The sequence below is a fragment of the Salipiger sp. genome, from assembly GCF_048261495.1.
In the GTDB taxonomy this organism is placed as follows: domain Bacteria; phylum Pseudomonadota; class Alphaproteobacteria; order Rhodobacterales; family Rhodobacteraceae; genus Salipiger.
In genome coordinates, this window is sequence record NZ_JBLXFX010000003.1 from 366622 (window position 1) to 379636 (window position 13015).

A 13015-nucleotide genomic window follows, 5' to 3' on the forward strand; every position below is an offset into this window, starting at 1 on the left:
TTGGGCGCGGCGGGGACTCCGGTTCCTGCTCTCCTAGCGCAGCGCGGGCGGTCAGGCGAGGGCCGGGGGCGGCAATTCTGCCGCCGAAACCGGCCTTGCGGATCAGTTCGAGCTGACGCGGTAGCCTGCGCGGTAGAAATAGTGATCGCCGATCGAGGCCGTGCGGGTGAATTTCCGCGACCACGAGGGGCGGACGGCGTTGGTGTGGTAGAAGGTGGCGCCGCTGGTCAGCTCGCGCGGCGCGCCCGACAGCACGGCCTTCGCGACCTTGGCCACCCGTTCCCAGGCCGCGGGTTCGTGCACCGCTTCGGGCACGCCGTCGCAGGTGTAGGTGAACTGGCATTGGAACTTCTTGCCCGTTCCCTGGTTGATCACACCGCAGACCGAGTTCGGAAAGCGGGGGGAATCGACGCGGTTCATGATGACTTCGGCGACGGCGAACTGCCCCTTGAGCGTTTCGCCCCGGGCTTCGAAATAGAGCGCTTCTGCCAGGCATTGCCACTGTGCGCCGCCGGTTGCCTTGGGCTGGCTCGACAGCCACCCCTTGTCATAGGTCACCCCGCGCGCGGTGCCCGCGGCGACGGGGACGATCAGGCTGTTCAGGTGCGAGGAACCGGCGCTGCGCAGCGCGCGCTGTTCCTGCTTGACCAGACGACCGATGGTGTCCTGTTTGATTTCGGCATGGGCGGGCAGGCCTGCGCTAAGCGCGGCCAGGGCAACAATGGCAGCTCGGATCATTCAACTCTCATATGGCGGACGGCAGCAGACAAGATCTGCCAAAAACTCGGGCGTCATACGGAAAATGCGCCACATCGTCCAGCACAGGGGAAATATGCAGGCGGATAGCGGCTCAGACTCTTTCGAGAATTGGCAGATATCGGCCTTTGCGGACGTCTTCCTACCCGATCTTGTCCTTGATCGCCAGCTGTGCGGCAGCGAGTCGCGCAACCGGAACGCGGAAGGGAGAGCAGCTCACATAGTCCAGACCCATGGCCCGGCAGAAGGCAATCGAATCGGGGTCGCCGCCGTGTTCGCCGCAGATCGAGAGCATGATTCCCCCGTTTCCGCGCCGTGCGCGCTCGGCGCCGATGGCGATGAGTTCGCCGACTCCCTCGGCGTCGAGCCGGTGGAACGGGTCCTCGGCAAAGACGCCCTGCTGCACGTAATGGGACATGAACCGCCCCGCATCGTCGCGCGACAGACCGTAGGTCATCTGGGTGAGGTCGTTGGTTCCGAAGGACAGGAAATGGGCGTGCTGCGCGATTTCGTCGGCCCGCAGGCAGGCGCGGGGCGTCTCCACCATGACGCCGAGCGAATAGTCGAATTCCGCGCCGCGTTCGTTGCGCACGGCCGCTGCCACGGCGTCGATGCGGGTGCGCACCAGTTCCACTTCCTTGCACGCCGAAACGAGCGGCAGCATGATCTCGGGCACCACGGGCGCGCCATCGCGGCTGGCCTCCAGGGTCGCCTCGAAGATCGCGCGGGCCTGCATGTCATAGATCTCCGGCACCGCGATGCCGAGACGAACGCCGCGCATCCCCAGCATCGGGTTGTATTCGCCCATGCTCTCGACCCGGCGCGTCACCTCCGAGACCGGGCGGTCGAGCGCTTCGGCGAGGTCGCGCAGGCCGGCACGGTCGTTGGGCAGGAATTCGTGCAGCGGCGGATCGAACAGGCGGATGCAGACGGGCATCCCCTCCATGATCCGGAAAAGCTCCGTAAAATCCGCGCGTTGCATGGGCAGGAGGCGGGCTAGCGCGGCCTTCCGGTCCTCCGGTGCATCGGCAAAGATCATCTCGCGCATTGGCGTGATGCGTTCGGAATCGAAGAACATGTGCTCCGTCCGGCACAGCCCGATGCCCTGCGCCGCGAAATTCCGAGCGGTCGCGGCGTCGGCCGGGGTGTCGGCATTGGCGCGCACGCCGATGTCGCGCTCCGCATCGGCCCAGGCCATGAAGATGTGAAAGGCGTCGTCCAGCGCTGCCTCCACCATCGCCGGAGCCCCGGCCAGAACCTGTCCCGAGGTGCCGTCGACGGTCAGGACATCGCCCTCGCGGAACTTGCGCCCGTCCTCGGCCACCAGCAGCTTGTCCTGGACGCGGAAGCCCATGCGCACCGCGCCCACCACGCAGGGCAGGCCGAGCCCGCGTCCGATCACCGCCGCATGGCTGGTGACGCCGCCGCGCTCCGTCAGAACGGCCGCCGCCGCATGCATGCCGCGCACGTCCTCGGGCGAGGTTTCGCGACGCACGAGGATGCAGGGTTCGCCCCGCGCCGCGCTGGCCTGCGCCTCCGAGGAGGAAAAGACGATCCGGCCCGTCGCCGCCCCGGGCGAGGCCGCAACCCCGCGGCCGAGCACGTCGCGCTGCGCCTCGGGCGAAATCTGCCGGTGCAGCAGTTCGGACAGGCCGCGCGGTTCGACCCGCATCACCGCCTCCTGACGGGAAATGATGCCGTCCTCGGCCAGCCGCACGGCGATGCGCAGCGCCGCGCGCGGGCTGCGCTTCACGCGCACGCCGTCGAGGATGTGCACGCGGCCGTTCTCGATGGTGAACTCGATCTGCATTTCCGCGCGCAGCTTGCGGCGCATGAATCCGGCGTAGGTCTTGAGCGCCTCGAAGGCCTGCGGTGCCAGTTCCTCGAGCGAGGGCCCGCGCGGATCGCACTCCAGGAACAGGGAGGCCTGACCGCGTTCCAGCGCCTCGCGCCCCTGGCTCTGGCTCAGGTAGCGGCCGGTGATCTGGGGCAGGCCGGTGTCGGAATTGACCAGCTGCAGCACGCCCGAGCCGCATTCGCCCTGACCGAGCCCCAGCGCCATCTCCTGCACGACGAGGCCGAGCCCGGCATCCAGCGGCGCGCCCTTGGCCTGGCGCAGCAGGCGGGCGGTCGTCCCCTCCCAGGCGCGGGCCATGGAGCGCAGCACCTCGGCAAGCTGATCCGCCGGGTCCTGGGGAAAGGGCTCCTCCGCCTCTTCCTCGTAGGCGCGCAGGGCCTGCGACAGCCCTTCCTGCCCGGTGCTTTCGATATCCTCGAACACGTCCGGATCGAGCCGCGCCACATGCACCGCATACCCCTGCACGAAGCGCAGGTAGAGCGCGGCGGCGGCGTCGCGGCCCAGCGTGTCGGACCACTCCACATAGGAGGCATCGTTCATGCCGATGTTGAGGAACGAGCCCGGCCCGCCCCAGTCCGGATCCTCGGAGGAGGGGCGCACGCAGAGCAGGGCGCCGGGATTGAAGCAGGACAGGATGGCGCCGATATCGGGCATGTCGCCGGTGGCGATGCGGTGCACGGTGGCGAAACTCAGCGCGACGGTGCGCGGCACCGGCAGGTCCAGCCGCACCAGCCGTTGCAGACACTTCGCCCGACCCCCGTGGGTGGGCGTTGCGATCGGTGCCGAGGGGGTGATCAATGTCACGTCCGGATCGTCCCCCAAAAGGTCGTGTCTGTGGGTATCGGGCATGATGCCACCTGTTCTTCCGCAGCGCAGCATAGCGGTTGTATGGTACCTGGCAACATCCCCTTTTGGTGCAAAGGTCGGGTTAATGGCACTATGGCACCTCTCGGAAACGCGAAAATCCGCCGGCGGCGGCCGCGCCGCCGGTCAATCGGGCATCCGGCGAACGTCAGCCGTCCAACCGGGTGAGATCGGCCACCTGAAGACAGATCGTGCGGATTCGCGACAGCAGGTTCAGGCGGTTGCGGCGCAGGATCTGGTTGTCGGTGTTGACCTGCACCGCCTCGAAGAAGGCGTCGATCGGCGCACGCAGCGCGGCCATGGCCTCCATCGCGGCGGCGAAATCCTCGGCCTGCATGGCGGGGCTGATCGCGGACTCGGCCCGATCCAGCGCGCTGAAGAGCGCCTTTTCCGCGGGGTTCTCGGCGAATTTGACGTCGGCCCCGAAACTGTATTCGACGCCGTCCTTCTCCTCGGCCTGGGTGAGGATGTTGTTGGCGCGCTTGAAGCCCTGAACGAGGTTGGTGCCGTCCTCGGTCCCGAGGAAATCGCTCAGAGCCTTGGCACGGTTCACCACCAGCAGCAGGTCGTCGCGGTTGGGCATGGCGAGCACGGCGTCGATCACGTCATGACGGATGCCCTCGTCGCGCAGGTGAACCTTGAGGCGGTCGTGGAGGAACGCGACGAGGTCGTCGCTCAACGCGCTCGCACCGCTGGCACGGGCCTTCGTCATCCAGTCCGCGCCGGTCGGTCCGAGGCGCGCAACTTCGGCCTCCAGCTCGGCATGGAAGCCGTGACCTGCGAGCATGTCGAAGAGGGTGCCGGTGTCCTCGGTCTCGCCAAGGAGATGGCGCAGCAGTTGCGCGTCGAACAGGCGGTCGAGATGCAGTCGCAATCCGTTCGCCAGCACCAGCCGGATCACCCCCAATGCCGCGCGGCGCAGCGCATAGGGGTCCTTCGAACCGGTCGGCTTCTCGTCGATGGCCCAGAAGCCGGTCAGCGTGTCGAGCTTGTCGGCCAGCGACACGGCGACGGAGACCGGGGCGGAGGGCACGTCGTCGGAGGGGCCGAGCGGCGAATAGTGTTCCTGACAGGCCGCCGCGACCTCGCTCGGCAGGCCCGCGGCATCGGCGTAATAACGGCCCATAAGTCCCTGAAGTTCCGGGAATTCATAGACCATCTCGGAGGAGAGATCGGCCTTGGCGACCCGCGCTGCCTGTTCGGCCCGCGCGGCATCGGCCCCGACCGTCGGCGCGATCTCGCGGGCCAGCGCGGCGATGCGGTCGATGCGGTCCTTCTGGCTGCCGAGCTTGTTGTGGAAGGTCACGTTGGACAGTTTGGCGGTCCAGGCCTCCAGACCCTCCTGCCGGGCGACGCGCAGATCGTTCTCCCAGAAGAACTTCGCGTCGGACAGACGGGCCGAAAGCACCTTCTGATTGCCCGCCAGGATGGTCGCGCCATCATCGGCGGTTTCCACATTTGCAACCGTAATGAACTTTTCGATACGTCCGGAGGTCGTATTCTTGACCGAAAAGAACTTCTGATGCTCTTTCATCGAGGTTTGCAGAACCTCGGGCGGCAGCCCGAGAAAGGCCTCGCCGATGTCGCCCATCAGCACGACCGGCCATTCCACCAGCCCCGCGACCTCGTCCAGAAGCCCGCGATCCTCGACCACGTCGAGCCCTGCGGCAAAGGCGCGGTTGGTGGCGTCGTGCCAGATGGTCTCGGCCCGTTCGACGGGATTCAGAACCACCTTGGCGCGCTTCAGCTTTGCCTCGTAATCCTCGAAGGAGGTTACGGAAAATGCCCCGTTCCCGAGAAAGCGGTGACCCTCGGTCACGTCGCCGGCGCCGATGCCGTCGATGTCGAGGGGGACGACCTCGGCCCCCGCCTCGGTCGTCATCAGGCAGAGGATGCGGTGCAGCGGGCGCACCCAGCGCAGCGATCCGGCGCCCCAGCGCATGGACTTCGGCCAGGGGAAGTTGCGGATCGTGCGCTCGAGCACCTCGGCCACGATCTCCGCCGCCGGGCGGCCCGGCCGCTCGATCACCGCGTAAAGCACGGCGCCCTTCTTCTCCTCGCGGACCTCGCATTGCTCGCGGGTGACGCCCGCACCGCGCAGGAAGCCCTCGATGGCCTTTTCCGGCGCGTCGGACCGCGGCCCGCGGCGTTCCTCGCGGGTGGCGGGCGAGGCGGCCAGCAGGCCCTCGACGGTCAGCGTCAGGCGACGCGGCGTGGAAAGGGCGGCGGCGCCGGAATAGGTGAGACCGGCCTCGACCAGGCCGTCGGTCATCAGCTTCTTCAGATCCTCGGCGGCACGCGACTGCATGCGGGCGGGGATTTCCTCGGAAAAGAGTTCGATCAGAAGGTCGGGCATCGTCTCACCAAAAGCGTCGGCCCGCGCGGGAGCGCGCGGGCGGTGTCTCAGGGTGGGTGGATAGCCCCAAGGAGGCGCGGGGTAAAGGCGTTACCCGGTCAGGCCGCGGCCTGTTGCAGCTTGCCCTCGGCCTTGAGCCGGGCACGGCGTGCCAGGGTCATCACGTCCGGACCCGAGCGGCGCGGAACGACGCGGTAGACCGCCTCGACCAGGTTCTCGATGCCGAAGGCCACGAGCCCGGCGGCAACCGCCCCCATCAGCACGCGCCCGAAGGCCACGGCGCGGATCTCGCCGAGCGCGGCACCGACGCCGCCGGCCTCGCCCGGATCGTTGGTCAGCCCGGCATAGGCGACGAGCAGGCCGATGATGACGATGACGATGCCTTCGGCGACCAGCCCGGCCTTCATCACCGGGTCGAGCCTGCGGGCGAGGGGGGTGACGCGGATGTGGTCCTTGTAGGATTCCGAAATGCCCTTGTGGGCGTAGTAGATTCCGGCGCCGACGGTGATCAGGCCGACCGCCATGACAAGCCAGGGGCCCCAGGGCATCTGCATGAGCTTCTGCGTCACGCTCTGCGTGCCGTCGCCGCCGCCGCTCCCCCGCATCGCGGTCAGCGCGACGGAGCCGCCGATGGCGCCGTGGATGATTCCCGTGACGATCTGACCGGCGCGCGCGACAAGCCCCTTGGCGTCGGTGCCGTGGCATTCGAGGTCGAGCCAGGCGTCGACGAAGCGCCAGACCATGTAGGCGACGAGACCGGCGGCGATGGCCCAGAGCAGCGGCACGCCCCAAGCCCGGCCGCGCAGGTCGGCCAGCGCATCGGTCGTGCCCTGCGCCGCGCCCCCGTAGATCGCGGCGGTTAGCGCGAGGCCCCCGACCACCAGGTAGACGGCGCCGCGGGCGGCATATCCCGCGCGCATCACGGGAACGACCCAGGCAGGGGCTTTGTCGGACATCGGGGTACCTCCAGGTTGGAGGTAAAGCGCCCCGGGGACCGGTTCGGTTCCCGAAAACGTGACGAAGGCGGCGGCGGTCAGTCGCGGACGGGGCAATCCTCACCCAGCGGCGTGCCGTCATAGCTCTTGTCGCCGCAGTCGTTGATTTCTTCCCAGACGTAGCCGCGCCCGTCCTCGGTCACGGCGACGACGCGGTCGATGCCGAATTCGATGTTGCGCTGGCCGGCATAGACATGGGCCATGCCGCTCTCGATCTGTTCGCCGATGGCGTCGGCATCGAAACAATCGAACCAGAACGGGGCGTTGCGGGGCTCCGCGTCGGCGTATTGCTCGAACCGCGTGTCGAGATCCGCGAGCGCTTCCGAGGTGGTGAAACAGGCGCGGTAGCGGATCGGAGAGCTGTCGGCGTCGATGCCGCGGAAGTCGGCGTAGCTGATCCCGACCGGCGCGCCGCCGTCGAGCGGGGTCAGCACCACATCGGCATCGAGCAGCGCGACCTCGTCGTAGTAATAATAGGTCTGGGCATACCAGACCACCGCGCCGAAGATCAGCGCGGCGGCAATGATGCCGATGCCGATGATCTTTCCGGTCATGCCGCGCTGTCCGCGGTCCGGCCACCGGCTTCGGTCATCACGAAGGCATCGGCGCAGCGCTTGGCCAGCGCGCGCACCCGCCCGATATAGGCCTGCCGTTCGGTGACCGAGATCACGCCCCGCGCGTCGAGCAGGTTGAACAGGTGGCTGGCCTTGATGCACTGGTCGTAGGCCGGGTGGGCCATGACGATGCGCTTGCCGGTCTTGGGGTCCTCTTCGGGCGTGTCGAGGATCCGGGCGCATTCGGCCTCGGCATCCTCGAAATGCGTCAGCAGCATCCCGGTGTCGGCGACGTCGAAATTCCAGCGGGAATATTCCTCCTCGGTCTGGCGGAAGATGTCGCCGTAGGTGAGGGGGCTGGGGGATTGCGGATCGTTGAACGGCATGTCCATCACGTGGTCGATGCCGAGCACGTACATTGCCAGGCGTTCGAGCCCGTAGGTCAGCTCGCCCGAGACCGGGGCGCAGTCGTGGCCGCCGACCTGCTGGAAATAGGTGAACTGCGACACTTCCATGCCGTCGCACCAGACCTCCCAGCCGAGACCCCAGGCGCCCAGGGTCGGGCTTTCCCAGTCGTCCTCGACAAAGCGCACGTCATGCAGGGCCATGTCGATCCCGATGGCGCGCAGCGAGCCGAGGTAGAGCTCCTGAAGGTCGGGCGGCGAGGGTTTGATGAGCACCTGGAACTGGTAGTAGTGCTGCAGGCGGTTCGGGTTCTCGCCGTAGCGCCCGTCGGTCGGACGGCGCGAGGGCTGCACGTAGGCCGCCGCCCAGGCGCGCGAGCCGAGCGCGCGCAGCGTCGTGGCGGGGTGGAAGGTGCCGGCACCGACCTCCATGTCGTAGGGCTGCAGCACGGCGCAGCCCCGCGCGGCCCAGTAGGCCTGGAGCCGGAGGATGATTTCCTGGAAACTGCGGGGTTTCGTGGTGGCTTCGGTCATCTTGCGCGCTACCGCCTCCGGCTGCTCGGAGGCACCCTGCGCCCCCATCCTGACATCGGCGCCTGCTTAAGCGCCACAGCCGGTGCGGTCAATTGCGGGGCGGGGCAATTTTGGCGTGACCGTGGCGCGGTGTCTGGTAAACATGCCCGGACACGCGGGCGCCAAGCCCGGAATTCACGAGGCCTCGGGGGCGAAGACGAGTATGTTTCGAAGCATGGTACTGGCGGGCGCGACGGCGCTCCTGCTGACGCAGGGCGTCGCGGCGCAATCCGCGGACGACGTGGTCTACATCCAGATCGAGGCGCAACCCAGCCTGACCTCGGCAGAGCGGCGCCTGCGCGACTACACCGGAACGGTCGGGGATGTGAACGGCTTTGCCCTGCGCGGCGGCTGGTACGGCATCGCGCTCGGTCCCTACAGCCCGCTCGAAGCGGCCGAAACGCTGCGCGACCTGCGCCGTCAGGGGCTGGTGCCGCGCGACGCCTACCTTGCCGCCGCGAGCGAATACGGCCGCCAGTTCTGGCCGGTGGGCGCACAGCAGTCGGCCCCCGAGACCGCCGCCCCGGCCGCCCCGGCGCCGACCCCGGACGCGCCGGTGATCGCCGCCCCCGCCGAAGAACCGGCCGCCCCCGCGGTGATCGACGAATCCCCCCGCGAAGCCCGCGAGAGCGAGGGCCTGCTCAACGCCGAAGAGCGCAAGCAGCTCCAGATCGCGCTGGAATGGGCCGGGTTCTACAATTCCGCCATCGACGGCGCCTTCGGGCGCGGCACCCGCAACGCCATGGCGGAATGGCAGCGCTCGGCCGGGTACGAGGTGACGGGCGTTCTCACCACCCGCCAGCGCGCGGATCTTCTGGGCCGCTACAACGCCATTCTCGAAGGCATGGACATGACGCTCGTGTCCGACATGCGCGCCGGGATCGACATCGAACTGCCGCTCGGCGCCGTGACCTTCGACCGCTACGAGGCGCCCTTTGCCATCTTCGGGCCCAAGGGCGACAGCGGCGCGCGGGCGCTGCTCATCAGCCAGCCCGGCCAGCGCGAGACGCTCTGGGGCCTCTACGAGATCATGCAGACGCTCGAAATCGTCCCGCTCAAGGGCGAACGCTCGCGGGATCGCGACAGCTTCGTGCTGACCGGGGCGAATGCGCGCATCGTCAGCCACACCGAGGCACGCCTCAGCAACGGCCGCATCAAGGGCTTTACGCTGGTCTGGCCCGCCGGCGACGAAGAGCGCCGCACCCGCATTCTCAACCTGATGAAGGCCAGCTTCCGGACCACCGACGGCGTGCTCGACCCGGCGCAGGTCTCCGACTCCGGGCAGGCGGTCGACCTCGTCTCCGGCCTGCAGATCCGCAAGCCGCGCGAAAGCGTCGCGGGGTTCTTCGTGGATCGCTCGGGCATGGTGCTGACCTCGGCGGCGGCGCTGGAGGGGTGCGGGCGCATCACGCTCGAAGGCGTCTACGAGGCAAGCCTCGTGGCGCAGGACGCGGCGCTCGGCGTGGCGGTGCTCAGGCCGCAGTCGCCGCTGGCCCCCCGCGGCATCGCGGCCTTTCTCTCGGACACCCCCCGCCTCAAGTCCGAAGTGGCCGTGGCGGGCTATCCCTTCGGCGGCGTGCTGCCGTCCCCGACGCTGACCTACGGTTCCATCGAGGATCTGAAAGGGCTGGCGGGCGAGGAGCAGTTCAAGCGCCTGGCCCTGGCCTCGGCCCCCGGCGATGCGGGCGGTCCGGTGCTCGACGCGGGCGGCGCGGTGCTCGGGATGCTGCTGCCGCGCGAGCAGCCGGGCGGGCGCACCCTCCCGGACGAGGTCGCCTTTGCCGCGGATTCCGAACGCATCCTCGCCTTCCTGCGCGGAGCGGGCGTTCAGGGCAGCCAGACCCCCGGCGAAAGCGCGCTCGCGCCCGAGGATCTGACCGCCACCGCCACCGGCATGACGGTCAAGGTCTCCTGCTGGGACTGAGCCTGCCCGCGACGAACCGGGGGCACGTGGCCCCCGGCGCGCGGCCAAGTCAGCCGCGCAGCTTGTGGTGCAGCACGATGGGCACCACCAGATCCTCCTCGTCGGTCAGGTGCCGGGTGAGAAACCCGGTCAGCCGCTCGGTCATGTCGCGCAGCGGCTTCACCTCTTCGGCCATCTGATCCGGCGCCAGCGTGGCAAGCTGCACCGCCCGGTTGCCGGTCCGCGCGATGTCGTCCAGCAGCGCGTCGAGCGTCACATGATCGCCCTCCAGCATCTCCAGCCCGCGCGCAAAGCGGGGATCGGCCGCCTCCAGCTCGGGAAAGAAACTGCGGTCCTCCCAGGTGTGATGACCGTGGAGGTTGCGGATCAGCGCGTGTCCGCCCCGCGCCAGCCGGGGCGCGTAGCGTTCGGCCGGCATCCGGCCGTCGAGGAAATCCTCGGCATCCCCGAGCAGCGCGGCGCCGAGTTCGCGGAAGCCCTGATGCGCGCCCATCCATTGCCGGGTGGCGCGGGCGAAGTTCGGGTGATCGTCCCAGCCATCGCGTGGGAGATCCCGAAGGAGGGTCTGCATTTCTGTCGGCAGGCCCTCGCGGAGGGTGATGTCATGGTGGGTCATGGGCCGAAGATGGGCGTTATAGTGTAACATCTCAATCCGCGCCTGTGCACAGTGGCGGGGCCGGAACGCACCGAATCCGGCGCGAGGGGGCTTGATCGCGCGCCGTGCCCGGCCAAGATCGCGGCATCGCACAGGAGTTGGACATGCCCGGATACCTCACGCTCATCTTCGTCTGTCAACTGTCGGGGGAAATGGTGGTCGGCGCGCTGGCCCTGCCGGTCCCCGGCCCGGTGGTGGGCATGGTGCTGCTGTTCGCCTTCCTCATGGTCCGGGGCAGGGTTCCCGAGGGGCTCGCGCGGACCTCCGGCTCCCTGCTCGGGGCGATGTCGCTGCTCTTCGTTCCGGCCGGGGCGGGGGTGATGCTGCATTTCCGCCTGCTGGGCGAGGCGCTGCTGCCGCTCGGCCTCGCGCTGGTGGTCAGCACCGTGGCGACCATCGCGGTGACCGGGCTGGTCATGGCGCGGCTGGGACGGGGGCGGGCGGATGGATAACCTGCAGACCCTCCGCCAGACCTGGGTCTATCTCAGTGCCTCTCCGCTGTTCCACCTGACGCTGACGCTGGTCGCCTTCCAGGCCGCCTCGTGGCTGTTCGAACGGGGCGGGCGCAATCCGCTGCTCAACCCGGTCCTCGGGGCGGTGTTGATCGTGGTCGCGGTGCTGCTCGTCACGGGGACGGGGTACGGCACCTATTTCGAAGGCGCGCAATTCGTCCACTTCCTGCTCGGCCCGGCGACGGTGTCGCTGGCGGTCCCGCTCTACCGGCAATGGGACCGGGTCAGATCCTCGGCCCTCGCCGTGGTCGTGAGCCTGCTCTGCGGATCGCTCACCGCGATCCTGTCGGCGGTCGGGGTGGCCTGGCTTGCCGGGGGCAGCGCCGGAATCCTCGCCTCCATCGCGCCGAAATCGGTCACCGCGCCGGTCGCCATGGCGATCGCCGAAACGCTGGGCGGGGTGCCGTCGCTGACCGCGGTGCTGGTGATCGTCACCGGCATCCTCGGCGCGATGATCGGACCCCGCGTTCTGACCCTGGTCGGGGTGCGCGACTGGCGCGCGCGCGGCCTGGCCATCGGGACGGCCAGCCACGGCATCGGCACTGCCCGCGCGCTTCAGGTCAACGAAACCGCCGGCGCCTTCGCCGGCCTTGCCATGGGGCTCAACGCGCTGGCAACGGCGCTGCTGCTGCCGATCCTCTGGGGATTGCTGTTCTGAACCGGGGTGGCGCCGCACGCGGGACAGCGCGGCGCCTCGGGCCGGAAAGCGCCCGGATACGCGGTCCTGTCAGCTGCGCCCGGATTTGCGCCGCCAGGCGACGACACCGCCGAGCAGGCTCAGCAGCAACACCCCCGAGGCCGGAAGCGGAACGGGCGAGGCGGGCGATCCGCTCAGCGTGAAGGCACTGTCGTAGGGATAGGCTGCCCCCCGACTCCAGCTTCCTGCTTGGCCGTAAACTGCCGTATCGCCGTCGACATCGGAGTTGAAAACCCATCCGGCGAAGCCGGGGGTCGTGTTCGTGAACAAGGACCCGGAATCCAGAGCGAGCCAGTACTGCTGGCCTGCATCCAGAAGAAGCGATCCGATCGAGAAGGTGACTTCGTAGATGGAGTAGCCGGAAACGAAGTCTCCGGTGGCGGTCACGCTCGACGATGTGGCAAGACCCGTCGCGACTTCGGCTCCGGGCAAGCTGGCAGCATCCAGATAGACGCCCCAGCCGATCTGACCCAGATTGCCCGCGGCGTCGTTCGAATAGGCCCAGAAAGTGACTTCTTCGAGATACTGAGCCGTGCTCAGCGTGAAGTCGTCGGCAACGCTCGGATTGCCGAAATTGTAGCCGTTCGCGATGTTCGGCGCGCCGTTGTCATAGAATGTTGCGGCCGATGCGGGCAACGAAAGTGCGGACAGGCCCGCGGCCAACAGGGCATTGCGCAAAGTCATGAACATCTCTCCCCGTATTCATGTTTTTCAAATGAATGAGTGAGGCTCATATTGAGCGGCAAAATGCATCGCCGACAAGCATTTGTTCAGCATGGATGTGAAAAATATGCCGTTCTCCGTGCAGGCAGGCGGATTGGTGAACGGGCGCACATCCCGGGCGCCATGCCGCTGCGGGTTCGGAGA

11 protein-coding genes are annotated in these 13015 nt (G+C 68.2%); 3 read left to right on the plus strand and 8 right to left on the minus strand.

Translation table 11 applies throughout. The features are described 5' to 3' along the window. Positions 1 to 102: 102 nt before the first annotated feature. The 6 genes from ACN0RJ_RS08405 to ACN0RJ_RS08430 form a co-directional block, all read right to left on the minus strand. Positions 103 to 738, minus strand: a complete 636-nt coding sequence (locus ACN0RJ_RS08405) for a cell wall hydrolase (RefSeq protein ID WP_417721000.1) — start codon at positions 736 to 738, stop codon at positions 103 to 105. Between the two features lie 160 nt (positions 739 to 898). Further along, positions 899 to 3463, minus strand: coding sequence for a putative PEP-binding protein (locus ACN0RJ_RS08410; protein WP_417720999.1), 2565 nt, complete (start codon positions 3461 to 3463; stop codon positions 899 to 901). Between the two features lie 163 nt (positions 3464 to 3626). Next, on the minus strand, positions 3627 to 5834 hold the full coding sequence (gene glyS, locus ACN0RJ_RS08415) for a glycine--tRNA ligase subunit beta (RefSeq protein WP_417723990.1): 2208 nt from the start codon (positions 5832 to 5834) through the stop codon (positions 3627 to 3629). A gap of 98 nt (positions 5835 to 5932) precedes the next feature. Continuing rightward, a complete protein-coding gene (locus tag ACN0RJ_RS08420) occupies positions 5933 to 6790 on the minus strand; it encodes a DUF1206 domain-containing protein (RefSeq protein ID WP_417723991.1) in 858 nt (285 codons plus the stop codon). Between the two features lie 77 nt (positions 6791 to 6867). Continuing rightward, positions 6868 to 7383, minus strand: a complete 516-nt coding sequence (locus ACN0RJ_RS08425; RefSeq protein ID WP_417723992.1) for a DUF6446 family protein — start codon at positions 7381 to 7383, stop codon at positions 6868 to 6870. Continuing rightward, complete coding sequence (locus ACN0RJ_RS08430; protein ID WP_417720995.1) at positions 7380 to 8321, minus strand: glycine--tRNA ligase subunit alpha; 942 nt, start codon at positions 8319 to 8321, stop codon at positions 7380 to 7382. Before ACN0RJ_RS08430 ends, ACN0RJ_RS08425 begins: the two co-directional genes overlap by 4 nt. Positions 8322 to 8523: 202 nt before the next feature. On the opposite strand from ACN0RJ_RS08430, the gene ACN0RJ_RS08435 reads away from it, so the two are divergent. Continuing rightward, on the plus strand, positions 8524 to 10284 hold the full coding sequence (locus tag ACN0RJ_RS08435; protein WP_417720994.1) for a serine protease: 1761 nt from the start codon (positions 8524 to 8526) through the stop codon (positions 10282 to 10284). 49 nt (positions 10285 to 10333) lie between these two features. Here the strand turns inward: ACN0RJ_RS08435 and ACN0RJ_RS08440 are convergent, their stop codons facing one another. Then, positions 10334 to 10900, minus strand: coding sequence for a hemerythrin domain-containing protein (locus ACN0RJ_RS08440; protein ID WP_417723993.1), 567 nt, complete (start codon positions 10898 to 10900; stop codon positions 10334 to 10336). A gap of 143 nt (positions 10901 to 11043) precedes the next feature. Here ACN0RJ_RS08440 and ACN0RJ_RS08445 point away from each other — a divergent pair, with 143 nt between their 5' ends. Both ACN0RJ_RS08445 and ACN0RJ_RS08450 read left to right on the plus strand, forming a co-directional pair. Next, the gene (locus ACN0RJ_RS08445; protein ID WP_417720992.1) at positions 11044 to 11391 is read left to right on the plus strand and encodes a CidA/LrgA family protein; all 348 of its coding nucleotides are present in this window, start codon (positions 11044 to 11046) and stop codon (positions 11389 to 11391) included. Beyond that, on the plus strand, positions 11384 to 12109 hold the full coding sequence (locus ACN0RJ_RS08450) for an LrgB family protein (RefSeq protein WP_417720991.1): 726 nt from the start codon (positions 11384 to 11386) through the stop codon (positions 12107 to 12109). Before ACN0RJ_RS08445 ends, ACN0RJ_RS08450 begins: the two co-directional genes overlap by 8 nt. 69 nt (positions 12110 to 12178) lie before the next feature. Here the strand turns inward: ACN0RJ_RS08450 and ACN0RJ_RS08455 are convergent, their stop codons facing one another. Beyond that, positions 12179 to 12832: a hypothetical protein gene (locus tag ACN0RJ_RS08455; protein WP_417723994.1), complete on the minus strand. Its 654-nt coding sequence runs from the start codon at positions 12830 to 12832 to the stop codon at positions 12179 to 12181. Between the last annotated feature and the right edge of the window lie 183 nt (positions 12833 to 13015).